The organism is Delftia sp. HK171, from assembly GCF_001886655.1.
Classification (GTDB): domain Bacteria; phylum Pseudomonadota; class Gammaproteobacteria; order Burkholderiales; family Burkholderiaceae_C; genus Comamonas; species Comamonas acidovorans.
Genome location: NZ_CP018101.1, coordinates 636,686 through 655,761, shown reverse-complemented (window position 1 = coordinate 655,761; position 19,076 = coordinate 636,686). Strand labels below are relative to the sequence as shown.

At 67.0% G+C, this 19,076-nt stretch carries 14 protein-coding genes; 7 read left to right on the top strand and 7 right to left on the bottom strand.

Annotated features, from left to right (window positions below; translation table 11 throughout):
• Window positions 1-8: 8 nt before the first annotated feature.
• Genes BO996_RS03000 through BO996_RS02990 form a run of 3 tightly spaced genes read left to right on the top strand, consistent with a single transcriptional unit; the run spans window position 9 to window position 3,281 of the window.
• Window positions 9-1,406 (top strand): acetyl-CoA carboxylase biotin carboxylase subunit, encoded by a 1,398-nt coding sequence (locus BO996_RS03000; protein ID WP_071953973.1) that lies wholly within the window; start codon window positions 9-11, stop codon window positions 1,404-1,406.
• A complete protein-coding gene (locus BO996_RS02995) occupies window positions 1,403-2,314 on the top strand; it encodes a 5-oxoprolinase subunit B family protein (RefSeq protein WP_047217519.1) in 912 nt (303 codons plus the stop codon). The genes BO996_RS03000 and BO996_RS02995 overlap by 4 nt, the downstream gene beginning before the upstream one ends.
• On the top strand, window positions 2,304-3,281 hold the full coding sequence (locus tag BO996_RS02990; RefSeq protein ID WP_071953972.1) for a biotin-dependent carboxyltransferase family protein: 978 nt from the start codon (window positions 2,304-2,306) through the stop codon (window positions 3,279-3,281). The genes BO996_RS02995 and BO996_RS02990 overlap by 11 nt, the downstream gene beginning before the upstream one ends.
• A 119-nt stretch (window positions 3,282-3,400) precedes the next feature.
• Here BO996_RS02990 and BO996_RS02985 read toward each other — a convergent pair whose 3' ends face one another.
• Complete coding sequence (locus BO996_RS02985) at window positions 3,401-4,525, bottom strand: CaiB/BaiF CoA transferase family protein (protein ID WP_232240459.1); 1,125 nt, start codon at window positions 4,523-4,525, stop codon at window positions 3,401-3,403.
• A gap of 133 nt (window positions 4,526-4,658) precedes the next feature.
• Window positions 4,659-5,579, bottom strand: coding sequence for a LysR family transcriptional regulator (locus BO996_RS02980; protein ID WP_071953970.1), 921 nt, complete (start codon window positions 5,577-5,579; stop codon window positions 4,659-4,661).
• A 126-nt stretch (window positions 5,580-5,705) separates the two neighbouring features.
• Here BO996_RS02980 and BO996_RS02975 point away from each other — a divergent pair, with 126 nt between their 5' ends.
• The 3 genes from BO996_RS02975 (at window position 5,706) to BO996_RS02965 (ending at window position 7,682) form a co-directional block, all read left to right on the top strand.
• Window positions 5,706-6,677 carry a tripartite tricarboxylate transporter substrate binding protein gene (locus BO996_RS02975; protein ID WP_071953969.1) on the top strand — a complete coding sequence of 324 codons (972 nt, stop codon included), beginning with the start codon at window positions 5,706-5,708 and terminating at the stop codon, window positions 6,675-6,677.
• An 11-nt stretch (window positions 6,678-6,688) separates the two neighbouring features.
• The gene (locus tag BO996_RS02970) at window positions 6,689-7,153 is read left to right on the top strand and encodes a MaoC family dehydratase (protein ID WP_012201953.1); all 465 of its coding nucleotides are present in this window, start codon (window positions 6,689-6,691) and stop codon (window positions 7,151-7,153) included.
• A gap of 130 nt (window positions 7,154-7,283) precedes the next feature.
• Window positions 7,284-7,682, top strand: coding sequence for a YkgJ family cysteine cluster protein (locus tag BO996_RS02965; RefSeq protein WP_013799932.1), 399 nt, complete (start codon window positions 7,284-7,286; stop codon window positions 7,680-7,682).
• 7 nt (window positions 7,683-7,689) lie between these two features.
• Here the strand turns inward: BO996_RS02965 and BO996_RS02960 are convergent, their stop codons facing one another.
• From BO996_RS02960 to BO996_RS02940, 5 genes are all read right to left on the bottom strand, one after another.
• Window positions 7,690-9,090 carry a sensor histidine kinase gene (locus BO996_RS02960; protein ID WP_013799933.1) on the bottom strand — a complete coding sequence of 467 codons (1,401 nt, stop codon included), beginning with the start codon at window positions 9,088-9,090 and terminating at the stop codon, window positions 7,690-7,692.
• A 4-nt stretch (window positions 9,091-9,094) separates the two neighbouring features.
• A complete protein-coding gene (locus BO996_RS02955; RefSeq protein WP_017407046.1) occupies window positions 9,095-9,799 on the bottom strand; it encodes a response regulator transcription factor in 705 nt (234 codons plus the stop codon).
• 231 nt (window positions 9,800-10,030) lie between these two features.
• Entirely contained in the window at window positions 10,031-11,263 is a 1,233-nt protein-coding gene (locus tag BO996_RS02950) for a TolC family protein (protein ID WP_232240458.1), read from the bottom strand.
• Window positions 11,264-11,477: 214 nt separating this feature from the next.
• On the bottom strand, window positions 11,478-14,582 hold the full coding sequence (locus BO996_RS02945) for an efflux RND transporter permease subunit (protein WP_034397505.1): 3,105 nt from the start codon (window positions 14,580-14,582) through the stop codon (window positions 11,478-11,480).
• 21 nt (window positions 14,583-14,603) lie between these two features.
• A complete protein-coding gene (locus BO996_RS02940; RefSeq protein ID WP_013799937.1) occupies window positions 14,604-15,752 on the bottom strand; it encodes an efflux RND transporter periplasmic adaptor subunit in 1,149 nt (382 codons plus the stop codon).
• An 803-nt stretch (window positions 15,753-16,555) separates the two neighbouring features.
• Between BO996_RS02940 and dinG the strand changes: the two genes are divergently transcribed.
• Window positions 16,556-18,730, top strand: a complete 2,175-nt coding sequence (gene dinG, locus BO996_RS02935; protein ID WP_071953967.1) for an ATP-dependent DNA helicase DinG — start codon at window positions 16,556-16,558, stop codon at window positions 18,728-18,730.
• The last annotated feature ends 346 nt before the right edge of the window (window positions 18,731-19,076 follow it).

Sequence of the window (19,076 nt, the reverse complement as noted above, 5' to 3'; positions counted from 1 at the left end):
CCCGGACCATGACCGCCGCATTCGACAAACTGCTCATCGCCAACCGCGGCGAGATCGCGGTGCGCATCATCCGCGCCGCGAAGGAACTGGGCCTCAAGACCGTCGCCATCTACAGCGACGCTGACGCGCAAAGCCTCGCGGTGCGCATGGCCGACGAAGCCGTGCGCATTGGCCCGGCGCATGCCACCAGGAGCTATCTGAGCGTGGACGCCATTCTTGAAGCGGCAGCCGACAGCGGCGCCGGCGCGGTGCATCCGGGCTACGGTTTCCTGTCGGAGAACGCCGCGTTCGCCGAGCGCATCGAGGCCGCGGGCTTGGTGTTCGTCGGCCCGACGCCGCACGCGATCCGCACCATGGGCGACAAGGCCGCCGCGCGCGCCGCAGCCATGAAGGCCGGTGTGCCCACCGTGCCCGGCAGCGCGGGCGTGGTGACAGACGCCGACAGCGCCGTCGCGCTGGCAAAGGGCATCGGCTACCCCATCATGATCAAGGCCTCGGCCGGCGGGGGCGGGCGCGGCATTCGCGTGGCGCACGACGAAGCCGAGCTGCGCCAGCAGTTCGCCACCGCCACGGCGGAAGCGCAGGCCGCTTTCGGCAACGGCGAGGTGTACCTCGAACGCTTCATCCGCCAGGCGCGCCACATCGAGGTGCAGATCCTGGGCGACGGCCAGCGCGTGGTTCACTGCTTCGAGCGCGAATGCTCGCTGCAGCGACGCCGCCAGAAAGTGTGGGAAGAAGCGCCCTCGGCCGCCATCAGCGAGGCCACGCGCGCGGCGCTGTGCGAATCGGCGCTGCGGCTGGCCCATGCCGTGGCCTACCGCGGCGCGGGCACGCTCGAATACCTGTACGACGACGACACGCGCGAGTTCTTCTTCATCGAGATGAACACGCGCATCCAGGTCGAGCACCCCATCACCGAGATGATCACCGGCATCGACCTCGTGAAGGAGATGCTGCGCATCGCGCTCGGCCAGCCGCTGCGCCTGCAGCAGGAAGACATCCGGCTGACCGGCGCGGCCATCGAGGTGCGCATCAACGCCGAGAACGCCGCGAAGAACTTCACGCCAAGCCCGGGCCTCGTGTCGCAGCTCGTGGTGCCGGGCGGCCCCGGCGTGCGCTTCGACACCATGCTGTTCCCCGGCTGCACCGTGCCGACGTACTACGACTCGCTGCTGGGCAAGCTGATCGTGCACGACACCGATCGCGCCGGTGCACTGGCCCGCATGCGGCGCGCGCTCGGCGAGCTGCAGGTCGAAGGCATCCACACCACGATCCCGCTGCACCGCGCACTGTGCGAGGACGCGGGCGTGGCGCAGGCCGCATTCCACACGGGCTTTCTCGAAACCTGGCTGTCGGTGAATCCGCTGGCCGACGCACCCGCCCCACTTGCGAAGGTGACCGCATGACCGCTGCCAGCACCCTCCCCGCCCAGGCCCGCTACAGCTTCGGCGGCGACGAGCACCTGTTCGTCGAGATCAGCGAGGAGATGTCGCTGCCCGCGTTCTTCAAAGGCATGGCCATCTGCAACGAGCTGCGCCGCCGCGCACAGGCGGGCGAGATCACGGGCGTGACCGAGATCTGTCCCGCCAACGCCGCCTACCTCGTGCGCTTCGATCCCGATGCGATCGCGCCCGACGCACTGCTCGCCATGCTCAAAGACATCGAAGCGGGCCTGGGCGATGCCGACCTGCAGATGCAGACGCGCATCGTCGAGATTCCCGTGCTCTACAACGACCCGTGGACGCACGAGACGCTGATGCGCTTTCGCGAGCGGCACCAGGACCCGTCGGGCACCGACATCGAGTACGCGGCGCGCATCAACGGCCACGTCTCGGTCGAGGCCTTCATCGAGGCGCACTCATCGGCGCCCTGGTTCGTGTCGATGGTCGGCTTCGTGGCCGGCCTGCCCTTTCTGTTCCAGATGGTCGAGCGCCAGCGCCAGATCCAGGTGCCCAAGTACCTGAGCCCGCGCACCGACACGCCCAGGCTCACGCTGGGCCACGGCGGTTGCTTCAGCTGCATCTACTCGGTGCGTGGTGCGGGCGGCTACCAGATGTTCGGTGTCACGCCCGCGCCCATCTTCGACCCGGCGCAACGGCTGTCCTACCTGAAGGAGCTGATGGTGTTCTTCCAGCCCGGCGACATCGTCAAGTACAAGCCCATTGACCGCGCCGAGTACGACCGCCAGATCGCGCAGGTCGAGGCCGGCACCTACGCGCTGCGCATCGCACCAGTGTCGTTCTCACTCAACGATTTCCTGGCCGACCCGGGCGGCTACAACCAACAGCTCCTGAAAGTGCTCCATGGCGATTGAAGTGCTCAAGCCCGGCCTCGCGACCAGCGTGCAGGACGCCGGCCGCCCCGGCTACTACCACCTGGGCATTCCGCTGTCGGGTGCGCTCGACCAGCAAAGCCTGGTGCTCGCAAACCTGCTGGTCGGCAACGACGAAGGTGCGGCCGTCATCGAAAGCACGCTGCTCGGGCCCGAGCTGCAGTTCGACGCGCCCGCGCTGGTGGCCGTGACCGGCGCCGACGCGAAGATCAAGCTCAACGGCAATGAGGTGCCACGCAATACCGCATTCGCGGTGCAGGCCGGCGACAGGCTCGGCTTCGACTTCATGAAGCTCGGCGCGCGCATGTGCATCGCCGTGGCCGGCGGCATCGACGTGCCGGTGGTGCTGGGCAGCCGCTCGACCTACGGCCTTGGCGCATTCGGCGGCTTCAACGGACGCAAGCTGCTGGCCGGCGACAGACTGCCCGTGGGAGTACCGTCCGCCACCGCCCGCGCGGGTCGCACGGTGCAGGCCGCATTGCTGCCGGTGCTCGACAAGGAAGTGGTCCTGCGCGTGCTGCCGGGCATCTACTTTCACCGACTGCAGGAGGTGTCGGTGCAAAGCTTCTTTGCCGACACCTGGACCGTCGGTTCCGAGGCCGACCGCATCGGCTACCGCTACAAGAACGGCACGCCGCTGAAGTTCCACGAGCGCACGCCGCCATTCGGCGCGGGCGACGACCCGTCGAACATCGTCGATGCGGGCTACCCGTACGGTTCCATCCAGGTGCCGGGCGGACGCGAACCGATCATCCTGCACCGCGACGCAGTCTCGGGCGGCGGCTACGCGATGGTCGGCACCGTCATCAGCGCCGACATGGATCTCATCGCCCAGATGCAGCCAAACCACAAGGCACGCTTTGTCGAGGTCGATATGGCGCAGGCGCTCGAAGCACGCGCCGAGCGGCGGCGAAGCATCGAGCGCTTGCGCGCAGCGCTCTCGGCCTGAGCGCGACCCTCTTCGTCCCTCTCAAGAGAGCCGATGACAACCAAGGAAGCGGTCGAGTTCGCCACGCTCGAATGGGTTGCGTCGTTCAACCACCATCGCCCGCCTGGACCCATCGGGCATCACTCTTGCCGGCCTCGAGCCTGCCCGCCAAACTCCTCCCACAGCGCCTGCGTGTGCTCGCCCAGCGCGGGCACGGCGCCCATGGCGGCTTCGGCATCCGACAGCGTGGCCGGGGGCAGCAGGGCCTGGATGCTGCCGGCGGGCGTGGCCACCTCGCGCCAGCGTTCGCGCGCCTGCAATTGCGGATGGTTCCAGACCGCGTGCATGTCGTTGAGCGGCGCGTTGGCGATGCCGCCTGCATCCAGGCGCTGCATGGCCTGTTCGCGGCTCAGGTGGGCCAGCACGGATGCGATCACCGCATCGAGTTCCTTGCGGTGCGCCACGCGCTGCAGGTTGGTGGCAAAGCGCGCGTCCTGCGCCAGCGCGGGCTGCTGCAGCACATGGGTGCAGAAGCTGTGCCATTCGCGGTCGTTCTGCAGGCCGAAGATCAGGCTCTGGCCATCACCGGCCGTGTACTGGCCATAGGGCGCGATGGAAGGATGGGTCAGCCCGCTGCGCGCGGGCGCCGTGCCGCCGTAGTGGGCGAAGTTCAGCGGGTAGGACATCCATTCGGCCAGCGCCTCCAGCATGGACACCTCCACGCGCAGGCCCCGGCCCGTGCGGGCGCGCTGCAGCAGCGCAGACAGGATGCCCGAGTAGGCATACATGCCGGCCGCGATGTCGGCGATGGAAATGCCCACGCGCGCGGGCTGGTCGGGCGTGCCCGTGACCGAGATCAGGCCGGCTGCCGCCTGGATCAGCAGGTCATAGGCCTTCCTGTCGCTGAGCGGGCCGCCCTCGCCATAGCCCGATATATCGCAGACGATGAGACGCGGATATTTCTCATGCAGGCTGTCGAAATCCATGCCCATTCTCTGCATGGCACCCGGGGCCAGGTTCTGGATCAGGATATCGGCGTTTTCCAGTATTTTCCCGACGATATGCTGCCCCTCGGCAGTCTTGATATCCGCAGCCAGGCTTTGCTTTCCCCGATTGGCCCAGACAAAAAAGGATGATTCACCATGGACCTTGTCGTCATAGCCCCGTGCAAAATCCCCATCGGGCAATCGCTCCAGCTTGATGACCCTGGCCCCCAGGTCCGCCAGCTGCCGGCTGGCAAAAGGCCCTGCCACGGCGTGTTCCATGGCCAATACCGTCAAACCATCCAATGGGCGTGTCTGCATTTTCTTGAACGAGGCGAATATTCGATTCGCCGCATTCTAGAAGTGCGACCATCACCCAGCCAGTCGGCATTTTCTAAGCGGAATTTCAAATCTTCTAAGGCAGGGATTCCTGCACGGCGCCTTCCTCGGGCAAAGGCTGGGCCGCCACATAGGCCACGAAATCGCGGGCATAGGCGGGCAGGGTTTCGGGTTCGCGCGTGACCACCCTCTGCTCGCGCTGCGCCCAGGCCTCGTCCAGGCCTACGGCAGCCAGCCGGCGCGCCTGCAGCGCCGGCCGGGCAATGGAGCGTGGCACCAGCGCAATGCCCACGCCTTCCTGCACGCACTGCAGCACGGCCTCGAATGTTGGTGCGTGCACACGTACCCTGGGATTCATACCCAGCTTGGAAGCCATGCCTTGGAGGTAGAGGAAGTTGCTGGTCTTGCGGCCGATCGAGACCAGGTCGTAGGTCAGCGCGGTTTCCAGCGGCACCCTGCTGCTGGCGGCCAAGGGGTGGCCAGCGGGCACCACAAACACCAGTTCATCGTGGCCATAGGTGATGGCATGCAGGCCATGCAGATCGATCTGGCCGGCCACCAGGCCCACATCGGCACTGCCGTCGAGCACGGCGCGCACCGTGTCTTCGCTCAGGCGCTCCTCCAGGTCCACATTGACGTTCGGATAATGGGCCAGATAGCGGCTGAGCACAGGCGCAATTCCCGTCAGCGTGCTGCTGTTGGCAAAGACGCGGATATGGCCTGATATTCCGTTGATGTGTCTTTGCATTTCTCCGTGCAAGCGGTCCACGCTGCCGAAAATGGAATCGGCGTATTTCTTGACCGTCATTCCCGCCGGCGTGAGCACCATGCCTTTGGACGTTCTTTCAAACAGCGATGCACCCATGGCCTGCTCCAGATTCTTGAGCCGGTAGCTGGCCGATGGCGCCGTCAAATGCATTTCAGCCGCGCCTGCGCTGAGGCTTTTGGCCTGGGCAATGGCAAGGAAAACCCTGAGATCCGTCAATTCATATCGCATCCGTTGCATGCCCGCCGGGAGCATTTCCTTGGTGTTAGACGGTTTCTAACCGCCCTATCAATGATTCGACTGGCTGCATTGGCCGCGCATTTCTATAGTCGGCGCCAGGAGACAACGGAGAAAATTATGGACTTCAAGACGGCAAGACGCCAAACCCTTCTCACCGCCCTGCTTCTGGCCGCAGGCGCGGCCGCATCGCAGGACTATCCTGCGCGCCCCATCAAGCTGGTGATTCCCTATGCGGCAGGCGGCCCCACCGACACCTTTGGCCGCGCCATGGCCGATGTCTGGAGCCAGAAGCTGGGCACGCCCGTGGTGATCGAGAACCGCACGGGTGCCGGCACCCTGGTGGGCACGGAGGCGGTTGCCAAGGCAGCCCCTGACGGCTACACCCTGCTGCTGACCACGGTGGCGCATGCCGTCAATCCCTACATCCACGACAAGCTGGGCTACCGCACGGAGGAAGACTTCGCGCCCGTGGGATTGCTCGCCAGGGCGCCGCTGGTGCTGGTGGTGGACAAGCGGCTGCCCGTGCAGAGCCTGCCGGATTTCCTGGCCTATCTGCGGGCGCGGCCCGGCCAGGTCAACTATGCCTCGGCGGGCGTGGGCAGCGCTCCGCACCTGGGTGCGGAGCTGCTGAACCTGATGGCGGGCACCCGGGCCCAGCATGTGCCCTACCGGGGCAGTGCGCCGGCCATACAGGACCTCATCGGCGGGCACCTGGCCTTCATGCTGGACAGCGCTCCAACGGGCCTGGCCCAGGTCAAGGCGGGCACGGTGCGCCTGCTGGCCACCACCATGGCCCAGCGCCTGCCGCAGACACCCGACACGCCTGCCATTGCCGAGCAGGTGCCCGGCTACGAGGCCTATACCTGGAACGCCGTGTTCGCCCCCGCAGGCACGCCGCCAGCGCTGATTGCCCGCCTGCAGTCCAGCCTGCAGGCCACGGTGGACGATGCCGGGCTGCAGAAAAAGGCCTACGACATGGGCCTGGTGCTGGAAAAGCAGCCGCGCCCCCAGGCGCTGGCCACCTTCCTCAAGCAGGAACTGGACAAATGGGGCAAGGTCGCCCGGGCCGCCCACATGAGCGCGAACTGAGGAGAGTCGCCATGCCACGCCACCCATCCCTGTGCGCCCAGCGCTACTTTGAAGACTTCGCGCTGGGCGAGGTCTTCGCCCTGCCCTCGCGCACCATGACCGATGCCCTGTTCGCCGCCTTCCAGCTGGCCAGCGGCGACAACCATCCCGTGCACTACGACGTGGAGTACTGCCGCGCGCGCGGCATGCCCCATATGCTGGCCCACGGCTACCAGGTGGCCATACAGACGGCGGCAGGCGCCGGCCTGTTCCCGCACATGGTCGAGGAATCGCTCAAGGGCTTCCTGGAGCAGGGCAGCCGCTTCCTGGCCCCCGTCTATGTGGGCGACACGCTGTACTGCACGCTGACGGTGTCCGAGCTCAAGCCCGGCAACACCACGGGCGTGCTGACCCTGGCCACCGAGGTGCTGAACCAGCGCGACGAGCGGGTATCCGACGGGTTTCAGAAATACCTGTTGAGGAAGCGGCCGGCCTGAAGGCCAGGGGATGGATGCAGGGGCAGCGTCCCCCAAAGACCCGCCCCCTCGCTTGGCTACGCCGGCGCGGCAACCGCCGCCGGGCTTTCTGGCGAAAAATAGCGGCCCTGCACACGCCCATCCCCCCACCATGAGATCCCCCATAAGCATCGTCGACGTCGACCGCCTCGACTCCTGGAGCAAATACAAGCCCGGCATGTGCGACAGCTGTGCGGCCAACTGCTGCACCATGCCGCTGGAGGTGCAGTTGCCCGATCTGGTGCGGCTGGAGCTGGTGGATCCGTTCGAGGTGGACAACGTGGAGCCCAAGCTCATCGCCAAGCGGCTGATGAAGATGCGGCTGATCGACCACTACAACCCCAAGCACAACATCTTCACCATGGCGCGGCGCGCCAGCGGGGACTGCAATTTCCTGGATGCCAAGTCGCGGCGCTGCACGGTATACGACAAGCGGCCCGAAACCTGTCGCCTGCACCCCAAGAAGGGCCCCAAGCCCGGCTTTTGCGCCTACGGTCACAAGGACCGCTGAAACGGCTTCAGGCCGTGGGCAACCCGGGCAGCCAGATCCTTGCCTGCAGGCCCGGATGCATGTTCTCGAAGCCCAGCTTGCCGCCGTGCAGCTGCACGATGGCCAGCACGCTGGCCAGGCCCAGGCCATAGCCTTCGCGGTCCGATTCGGCGCGGTAAAAGCGGGTGCTCATCTTCTCGCGCGTCTGCGCGTCCACACCGGGGCCTCGGTCCTGCACGATGATTTCCACGCCCCAGGCGCCGCCGTCCATGCCGTGCTCGTGGGCCACGCCCGCGCGCAGCAGCATGTCGGCGCCGTGGTCGCTGTCGGGCAGTGATCCGTACTTGATGGCGTTGTCCACGAGGTTGGCCACGGCGCTGGCCAGCAGGTCGCCGTCACCCAGCGCCATGGGCGTGCCCTCGACCTCCAGGCGCAGCACGCCGCCTGCGTCCTCGACCAGCGGTTCGTAGAACTCCACCACGTCGACCAGCAGGGCACGCAGGTCCACGGGCGCGAAGTTCTTGCGGCTGGCCCCGCTTTCCACTTCGGCGATCTGCAGCAGCTTGTCGAAGACCACACCCAGCTCGGCCACTTCCTGGGCCACCAGCGCCAGCGTCTCGTTCTTTTCCTCGGGCGTGGCCTGCTGGGCATTGCGCAGGCGCAGCAGGATGCGCGTCAGCGGCGTGCGCAGGTTGTGGGCGATGGTGTTGGAGACATGGCGTATGCCGTCCATCAGCAGTTCCAGCCGGTCCAGCATGGTGTTGATGTCGCGGTTGAGCAGCGTGAACTCATCGTCGCGGCGCGTGACCGGGATGCGCTGGCGCAGGTCGCCCGTGGCCACGCGCGCCATGGTGCTGCGGATGTCGGCGGCACGCTCTTCCACCACGCGCCGGAAGGCCCCGGCGCCCAGCACGGCCATGCCCAGGGCCACCAGGCCGGCCAGCAGGCTGGCGCGGCCGAACAGCTCCTCCACATCGCTTTGCACCTGCATGTCGCTGCCCACGGCCAGCAGCTTGCCGTCGGACAGCTGGGCCACGGCCACGCGGCCCGCGATGATGCGGCCGTTGCGCCGCACCTTGAGATCGCGCACGCCCATCTCCGTCAGGCGGCGTGCGGGCACCACGTCGGCGTTGCCGATGATGGGATTGCCGTCGCCATCCATGAGGATGAGGATTTCGGTATCGGTGTTGACGCCGTCCAGCAGGGTCTGCTGGATCTCGGCCTCCAGCGCGGGCTCGCCGTACTTGTCGCGGTGCTCGACCAGGCGGCGCATGTGGTTCTCGGCCTGCCGGTCCATGCGCATGCGCAGCACGCCCACGGTCTGCACGTAGAACACCGACAGCACGATGGACATGGTCAGCACCAGCAGCACGCCGTAGGTCAGCGCCAGCCGGAAGGCCGTGGAGCTCCAGGGCTTGGCCAGCGACATCGGGTCAGGCCACCTGCGGCAGGTCCTGCGGCCGGTCCGACAGGCTGTAGCCCACGCCGCGCACGGTGTGGATCAGCGCAGGCTCGAAGCCCTTGTCCACCTTGCCGCGCAGGCGGCTGATATGCACGTCGATGACATTGGTCTGCGGGTCGAACCGGTAGTCCCACACCGACTCCAGCAGCATGGTGCGCGTGACGATCTGGTGCGCGTGCTGCATCAGAAAGGCCAGCAGGCGGAACTCGCGCGGCTGCAGGGCCAGCGGCTGGCCTGCGCGCTCGGCGCTGCGCGTGAGCAGGTTCAGCCGCAGGTCGGCCAGGCGCATCTCGCGCGCAGGGGCCGGGATCTGGGCGCGGCGCACCAGGGCCTCCAGGCGCGCCGAGAGTTCGGAGAAGGCAAAGGGCTTGGTCAGGTAGTCGTCGCAGCCGGCCTTGAGGCCGCGCACGCGCTCGTCCGTGGCCGACAGGGCGCTGAGCACCAGCACCGGCGTCTGCTTGCCCATGGAGCGCAGCGTCTGCAGGATCTGCAGGCCGTCGAAGCCGTTGGGCAGCATGCGGTCGAGGATGATCACATCCCAGCTCTCGCCCACGGCCATGGCGATGCCCTGCACACCATCGCTGCACACCGCCACCTGCGCGCCCTGCTGGCGCAGGCCTTCGGCGATGTAGCGCGCGTTCAGCGCGTCGTCTTCGATGATGAGATAGCGGTACATGCGGGCGGCAGGGCCTGACTCGAAACTGAGGCAGACACTATACGGCGCGCCAGACTCCGCCGATATCGGTGGGGGTGCCGGCATGTTTACCACCTCTTTTCAGCCTTGGGCTGCGCTGCGCGGCATCGCACCGCATGAAACTGGCGTGATCCGGACCAGGCACACCGCGGGGTGCCACCCAGGGTCCGACCGCCCCTCCCGCACAGCAGGAGGGGAAGGGCGTCAAGCGCCTCAGGGCGCTGCCCACATCGGCAGATCGCCGCTGGCCACGCGCACCTGCCACTCGGCCAGCATCATTTCCTTGACCAGGTCCAGGTGCTCCAGGCGGTGCTCGTTGATCGATCCCAGCGAATCGATCAGCTCCAGGATGGAGCCCTGGCCCAGCTTGTAGGCGTCCTGGGCCATCTGGTTGAGCGGCGCGATCTGCGCCAGGCCCTGCTTTTCGTAGGCGCGCACGGCATCGCGGCGCAGCTTCAGCTGCTTGATGGCGCGCTGCAGCTCGGTACGCGCCTCGATCAGCGCGGCGTCGTAGCGCAGCTGGGCCTGCTCGGCCTCCACCTGGGCACGCGCGATAGGGCCTTCGCGGCGGTCGAACAGCGGTAGCTCCACCGACACGCCGATCTGGTTGTAGTTGCCGTCAAGGCGGTTGCGCACGCGCGCCACGCTCACGCTGGGCGTGGGCAGGGCTTCGCGGCGTTCCAGCTCGACCTTGTGGCGCAGCTGGTCCAGCTCGGCCTGGGCAGCGACCAGGGCCGGCAGGCGCTGGCGCGCGGCCTCCCACAGCTCCTGCTCGTGCAGCAGCTGGCCCACGGGCACGGCCTGCAGGCTGCCCGTGGCGCGCGGCGCCCATTGGGGCAGGGCGGCCAGCGCGGCGGCGTGCGAGGCGGCGTCCTGCCAGTCCGACTGGGCCTGGCTGACCTGCATGGCCATCTGGGCCTGCTGCAGGCTCAGGCGCGCGCCGTCATAGCGGCTGCGCGCGCCGGCCTCGATCTGGCCGCGCACGATATTGCCTGCGCCGTTCAGCGACTCCTGCGCCTCTTCCCAGACCTTCAGGCGCTGCTGCGTCATCAGCAGGTCGATGAAGGCCGTGGCTGCATCGTTGAGCGTGGTGGCCACGGCCACCTCGACATTGGCACGCGCCGCCGTCTCGCCCTTGCGCGCGTTCTCCATGCGCAAACGCCGCTGGCCGAAGATGGGCAGCGGCTGCTCTATGCCCCACTGCTTCTCGCCCGGCTTGCTGCTGTACGACGCCGTGGGATTGGGAAACGCCGCCGCTGTGCGGCTGTCCGCCTGCGCAATCCCGATCTGCAACCGCTGCGCCGCCAGCTGGGGCTGGTTGCGCACCACCATCTGCAGATACTCCTGCATCCCCACCGGCTGCTGCGGCGCAGCCGCCGGAGCCACCTCGGAGGCAGGCGCCGCAGTGATGGCCGGCACAGCCGCCCCGCCCGGTACAGCGGGCACAGCGGGCACAGCGGGCACAGCCTGCTGCGCAAGCGCAGAACCCGCCCCCCAGCACAGCGCCACAGCCACAAACAGGGCCCGATAAGGTGAACGACCCGCAAAACCGGCACGGCCCAAATCAGAGACGCCAAGCAAGAGCCGCCTCGCGGCGATGGCGTCGTCCCTCTCCCGCGAAGCGAGAGAGGGGGAAGCGGCGCAGCCGCTCAGGGGGTGCTTACTCTTTTTCATCGAGTTCTTCCTGCGTCAACATGTTCTTGGGGCCCAGCAGCGCATAGAGCACGGGCAGCAGCACCAGGGCCACCAGGGGCAGCACCACCATGCCGCCCACGATCACGGAGGCGAAGGGCTTTTGCGTCTCGCTGCCCACGCCCGTGGACAGCGCCATGGGCAGCAGGCCCAGCAGCGCCAGCAGCGCCACGAGCACAATGGAGCGCATGCGTTCGGCAGCGCCCTCGACCAGGGCCTGCATCATGGGCATGCCCTGCCGTCGCAATTCCTCCACGGCCGAGATCACCAGCAGGCCGGCCAGCGCCACCTGTCCCAGCAGCGCGATGAAGCCGATGGCCGCGCTGATGGACAGCTCGATGCCCGCAAAGTGCAGGGCCGCGATGCCGCCCACCATGGTGAAGGGCGCACACAGCAAGATGATGCCGGCGCTGCGCGCCTGGCCCAGCGCGCCGAACAGCAGGGCGTAGACGATGATCAGCGACAGCGGCACCACGATCTTCAGGCGTGCGGCCGCGCGCTGCTGGTTCTCCCACTCGCCGCCCCAGACGGCCTGGTAGCCCTCGGGGATCTTCACGTTCTTCTTGAACGTGGCCAGCGTGTCCTTGACCACGGAGCCGATGTCGCGGCCTTCCACGTTGAACTTGAGCGCCATGTAGCGCGCATTGCCTTCGCGGAAGATGGAGGAGTTGCCGATCTTGATGGCGACCTGGCCCACTGAATGCAGCGGCACCGAGCCGCCGTTGGGCAGGGGGATGGCGATGTTGCGGATGCGCTCCTCATCCATGCGGTCCACATAGGGCAGGCGCACGCGCACGGGCACGGGGTACTCGCCCTCCCACAGCGTGGTGGAGATGTTGCCGGCCAGCGCCGCCTCCAGCGTCTTTTGCGCGGTCTCCATGGCAATGCCCTGGCGCGCCAGCGACTGGCGGTCGAACTCCACGTGGACCTGGGGTGCAGGCGCATCGCGGTACAGGCCCAGATCGACCACGCCGTCGATGTCCTTCACCAGGTCCACGGTCTGCTGCAGGATGGCGCGCAGCTGCGGAATGTCGGGGCCGAAGACCTTGAGCACCACCTGGCCGCGCGCGCCGGACGTCGATTCCTCCACGCTGTCGCGGATGGGCTGGGCGAAGTTGAACGACACGCCCGGAATCTCGCCCAGCGTGGCGCGCATCTGCTCGATGAGCTGGGGCTTGGTCAGGCCCTTGCGCCATTCGCCGTGGCCCTTCAGGCGCACCAGCACCTTGGCCAGGTTCAGCGTCTCGTTGTCGGTGCCGGACTCGGGCCGGCCCTGCTCGGTGGTGACGGTGATCACCTCGGGGAAGGTCTTCAGGCGCAGGCGCACGTCGCGCAGCACTTCCTGGCCCTTTTCCAGCGAGATCGATGCGGGCATCTGCACCAGCACATAGGCATCGCCCTCATCGAGCTCGGGCAGGAATTCCGTGCCCAGCCAGGCCGCCGACAGGCCGGCCGCCACCAGGATGGCGAGCGAGCCGACGATGACGATGACGCGGCGGCGCCCGGCACCCAGCAGGGTGCCGATCCAGTGCTGGTAGCCGTGGTGCGCGCGGTCGAAGATCTTGGGCTCTTCCACCATCACGTGCTGGGGCTTGAGGAACAGCGCGCACAGCGCCGGCACCAGGCCCATGGCGAAGACCAGGGCGCCCAGCAGCGCGAAGCTGTAGGTCATGGCCAGCGGACGGAAGATGCGGCCCTCGATGCTTTCCAGCGAGAACACGGGGATCAGCGCCGCGATCACAATGGCCATGGCGAACAGCGTGGGCTTGGCCACGGCCACGGCCGAGTCGATGATGATGTGGCGCATGTCCGCCTGCGTCTGCGGCTTGCGCAGGCGGGCGTTGCGGATGATGTTCTCGGCCAGCACCACGGCGCCGTCCACCATGATGCCGAAGTCGATGGCACCCATGGAGATCAGGTTGGCCGGCATGCCCAGCAGGTGCAGGCCGATGAAGGCCACCAGCAGCGACAGCGGGATCACCGTGGCCACGATCAGCGAGCCGCGCAGGCTGCGCAGGAACAGCCACAGCACGCCCACGATCAGCGTGGCGCCGAACAGCAGGTTGTGCTGCACCGTGCCCAGCGTGTGGCCGACCAGGTCGGAGCGGTCGTAGTTGGTCTCCATGTGCATGCCCTCGGGCAGGCCGCCGTCATTGAGCGCGGCCACCTTGGCATGGATCTGGTCCAGCACCACCGAGGGGTTCTCGCCGCGCTTGAGCAGCACGATGCCCTGGACCACGTCGTCGGCATCGTCCATGCCCACCGAGCCCTGGCGCGGCGTATGCGACTGCACCACGCGCGCCACGTCGCCAATGGTCACGGGCGCGCTGCCGCGCATGGCCACGACCACGCCCTGGATCTCCTGCGGCGTGCGCAGCAGGCCGATGCCGCGGATGATCAGCGACTGCTCGCCCCGGCGCATCAGGCCGCCGCCCACGTTGCGGTTGGACTTGGACAGGGCATCGCTCACGTCTTCCAGCGACAGTCCCAGCGCATACAGCTTCTCGGGATCCACCTCGACGTGGTACTCCTTGACGAAGCCGCCGATGCTGACCACGTCGGCCACGCCCTGCACCTGCTTGAGGGTGCGCACCACGCGCCATTCCTGCTCGGTGCGCAGCTGTGCCAGCGTGTGGCGGTCGCTCTTCAGGCGGTAGTAGAAGATCTTGCCCAGCGGCGTGTAGTCGGGCGCCATCTCGGGCGTGACGCCGTCGGGCAGATTGGCCTGGGGCAGGCGCTGCGACACCTCGGCGCGCGCATGGAAACTGTCGGCATCGTCATTGAAGACGAGGTTGATCATGGCCAGGCCGAAGTAGCTCTCCGAGCGCAGCGACACCAGGCCCGGCGTGCCGTTGAGCTCGCGCTCCAGCGGCTGGGTGATCTGGCGCTCCACCTCCTCGGGGGCCAGGCCCGGCGCCTGGGCAATCACGCCGACCTGCACATTGGTCACATCGGGATAGGCCTCGATGGCCGTGTGCAGGTATGAGTACACGCCATAGATGGCGATGATCAGGGTGGCACACAGGGCGACGAGCCGCCGGTGCACCACAAACGCTATCAGGGAACGCAGCATTGATGGGACTCCTTGCCGCGATCAGAGCAGCTGGCTGGCTGCGCCGTCGAGCAGCAGGCCACCGCGCACGACGATCTTTTCACCCGACTTCAGGCCCGACACCACGGGCACCATGCCGCGCGAGGGCCGGCCCAGCACCACGGTGCGGGCCTCGAACTGCTGCTCGCCGGTCTGCACGAAGACGATGCTGCGGCTTTCATCCTTGATGAGCACGGCCGTCACGGGGATCAGCATCTCGTGCTCGTTGGAGACCTGCAGGCCCACGCGCGCCTGCATGCCGGAACGCAGCACGGGGTTCTGCGCATCGAGCTGCACGATGACGGAGGCGCGGCGCGACTCCTTGTCCAGCGTGGCGCCCAGGTGGCGCACCGTGCCGGTCAGGGGCTTGGGCAGCTGCGGCACATCGACCTGCACGGCACTGCCCAGGCGGATGCCGGGCAGATCGCTTTCAAAGACATCGGCCACCACGTTCATGGCGGCGGGATCTCCGATCAGGAACAGCTCGCCGCTGGGCTCGACCGAGGCGCCGACCACGGCCTTGCGCTCGGCCACCACGCCGGCGCGCGGCGCCCGCAGCACCAGCCGGTCGCCGCCGCCTTGCCCCAGCAGCGCCGACGTGCCCTGGGCACGCGCCAGCTCCTGGGCCGACTCGCGCAGCTTGGCCTGGGCCGCACGCAGATCCACTTCCACGCCCACGCCCTTGTCCACCATGGTCTGCTGGCGCCGCACTTCCACGGTTGCCACGTCATGCGCGCTGCGGGCAGCTTCCACCTCGTAGCGCACACGCAGTGCCTCGGGGCTGACCAGGGTGGCCAGCTCGTCGCCGGCCTTGACGATGTCACCCACGTGGGCACGAACCGACACCACGCGCGCGGCCAGCGGCACCGAGACGGTGGCCACGCGGTCCTCGGCAAAGGCCACACGCGCGGGCGCCCAGGCCATTTGCGTGCCCTGCGGATCGGCCACCACGGCGATATCCAGCATCTTCAGCGACTCGGGCTTGACCCGCACCACGCCGGCCGGCGCGGGCGCCTGCACGGCAGGTTCGTTCTGTGCCGATGCCTTGGATGCATCGCAGCCCGCCACAAGGCAGGCCACGGCGATGACAGCGCATGCCGATGCCGCCGGAAACCGGGCTGCCTTGGGCAGGCCCGCAAATGTCTTGATCATTCTTGCCCCTTCAATCCATGCCTGGAGCGCAGGGACTGCAGCGAGCCGACCCTTGTCTCCTGAGATGAAACAGATGCTAGAAAACGCATCTTCCTGCGTGCGTGAAGCCTTCATTACCGTTTGGTAAGACATTCGCGTACCTGGGCCGGCGCCCAGGGCTGATCCCTGGCAGGGATCGCCTGCGCTTTTTCGAGATCCAGCGCGATCCGCTGCGCCGCCGCGGACCTGCCGCCTGGCGGTGCACCAAGGCCCCAGCCGCAGCGGCTGCAGCGGCCGCAGACCTGTGGATATCCCGGGGAAAAACGTGCTTTGCAAAGCCAAAGATCTGCACAGGCCCTGTTTTCCACAGTGGTGACAACTTCCACCGTCTTCTGGAAATCGCGGGGAACCTGAATCCATGAAAAATCCGTTGCAAATCAACGGTGAATAGCGACAATCACCCAATCAATCCACAAACATGCCAACAACATGCACACAGGATTGATCACAGGCCGAACGCCCTGGCCGCTGTGGGCAAGACTGTGGATGCGGCCGCGCGCATGGTCATCAACGACCATGGGAACAATCCAGGAACAGCCGGTGGACAGATGTCCATCCCGGTGACCGATACCCACCTGTGCACACATGCGATTGGCGGGTTCAGTGATCCATATGACGGGCAGCTTGTAGGCTGTACGGCATACGAAAAACGCGCTTTGTGCGCTGTATTTCATAAGATTTCGCATCTTATTTAATACATATCACTGTACGAATCTTTATAAACAGATGGACCAAGATGATCCATTTGGTCAAAACACGCCGAAATGCATGAAAAAAAATGGGCTGATCAGGCCCTGAAATCCTTTGATGACGTGGTCGGGGCCATCCCAGGGTTCCGAAATCGTGAGGGGCAGCGAAAAATGGCGGCCCAGATCGCGCAGACCTTCAGCCAAGCCCAGCTGGGAAAAATCGATGAGGGCGCACCGGAGCCCACCCGGTCCATTGCCGTGGTGCAGGCCGGAACGGGGGTGGGCAAATCGCTGGCGTACAGCATTCCCGCCATTTCGATGGCGCTGGCGCGCGGCACCCGGGTGCTGATTTCCACGGCCACCGTCGCCCTGCAGGAACAGCTGGTAAACAAGGATCTGCCCGCGCTGGCCCAGCAGCTGGAGCAGCCCTTCAAATTCGCGCTGGCCAAGGGGCGGGGCCGCTTTGTCTGCAAGCTCAAGCTGGAGCGGCTGGCCAGCACCGGCGAGGCCCAGGACGAGGATCTGGACGATCTGTTCGCCGAAGAAAAGGCGCAGGCCCAAAGCCGCGTGGCACGCCCGGCCCAGGAGCTGGAGGCGCGCATGCAGTTCTACAAAAGCATGGCCAACGCGCTGGCGTCCCAGGCCTGGGACGGCGACCGCGACTCTCTGGAGACCCCGCCCGAGGCCGAGGCCTGGAGCCCCGTGGCGGCCGAATCCTCGTCCTGCACCGGCAAGCACTGTCCGGCCTTCAGCAACTGCGTCTACTACGAGCGCCGCAAGGACCTGGTGGCCGCCCAGGTCATCGTGGCCAACCACGATCTGCTGCTGTCCTCCCTGGGCGCGCGGCTGCTGCCCGAGCTGGACAACTGCCTGCTGGTGCTGGACGAAGCCCACCATCTGCCCGCCACGGCGCTGGGCCAATTCGCCGGCGAGATGGACCTGAGCCGTCTGGGCTGGATAGACAAGCTGACCAGCCGCGCCCTGCGCGTGAATACCCTGGTCGAAGTGGAGGAACTGGCCGACCTGCCCAGCCATGCCAGCCAGCTGCGCCAGCAGCTGCAGGAACTGGCGCGCCTGGTGATGGAGCTGTACGGCGACACGCTCAAGTCGCAAAAGGACAGCTGGGGGCCGGCGCGGGTGCGCGCACCGCGCGGCATGCTGCCCGAGCCCCTGCTGGAGCCTCTGGGCAAGGCCGCCCACCATGCCAGCAGCTTTCTGGATGCGCTGCGCGCCATCTCCAAGGCACTGCGCGCCGCCATCAAGGACAATCCAGAGGAAGCACGCAGGCTGTCTACAGCTTATGCACAGGTTGGCGCACTGGCTCCCCGCCTGGAATCCGTCTATGACACGGCTCAGCTGCTGATGCAGCAGCCAGCACAGGATGACGACAGTAGCCGCGTTCCCAATGCCAAATGGTTCACGTTGGAGACAGATGGCGAGTACATCGTAGTCAAGGCCCATGCCAGCCCCATCCTGCCTGGTGCCACGCTGCGCCACCATCTGTGGTCCCAGGTGCGTGGTGCCGTGCTCACGTCGGCCACCCTGACCAGCTGTGGACAATTCGACTTCTTCCTGCGCGAGGCAGGCCTGCACGACGATGCGGCCGTGACCACGCTGGAAGTGCCCAGCCCCTTCGACTACGCGCGCCAGGGCACGCTGGTGGCGCGCGAAACCGTGGCCGACCCCAAGGAGGCCGCCCGCTTCACCCAGGAGATGGTGGACGCGCTGCTGGGCGACCTGTCCCACGTGCAGGCCGGCGCCCTGGTGCTGTTCACCTCGCGCGAGCAGATGCGCCTGGCGGTCGATGCGCTGTCCACGGCCATGCGCTCGCAGGTGCTGGTGCAGACGGCCATGCCCCGCGCCCTGCTGCTGGCCCGCCACCGCGATGCCGTGGAGATGGGCGAGCCGTCCATCATCTTCGGCATGCAGTCCTTCGGCGAGGGCCTGGACCTGCCCGGCGCGCTGTGCGAGTCCCTGTTCATCACCAAGCTGCCCTTTGCCCCGCCCGATGACCCCGTGGGCGAGGCCCGGGCCGAATGGCTGCGCAGCAGCGGCCGCAACCCCTTCAATGAGCTGGTGGTGCCGGCCACGGCGATCCGCCTGGCCCAGTGGGTGGGCCGCGCCATACGCACCGAGGAAGACCAGGCCCATGTGTATTGCTATGACCGGCGCCTGGTGAACACCAGCTATGGCCAGCAGCTGCTCAAGGGCCTGCCGCCCTTTGCCTTGCAGCGCCGCCCGGCACGCTAAGCCGGACCCTGTGGAAAGCATGCGAAAAACAGGCCACGCCCTGTCGCCACTGCATTCCTTTGCATACGCAAGTCATTGATCACGGCTGATTTTTTCAATCAGCGAGCTTGCCGATTGCCCACAGGCCACTTGCACACAGCCTGTGGGCAACCGTATTTCCCGGCTCCCGCATCTCCCTGCATGCCTGTGCAGCACGGTCCCCGGATCCCGCGGGATACCGCTGGATCTCGCAGACCGTGCCTGCTCCCCGGCCCGGCCATACCCGCCATACCCCGCCAACGGGCCAGCAGAACGCCCAGGACGCGCTGGCGCGGGCAACTCAGGGCCTGACAGCTGCCAAGCCTCC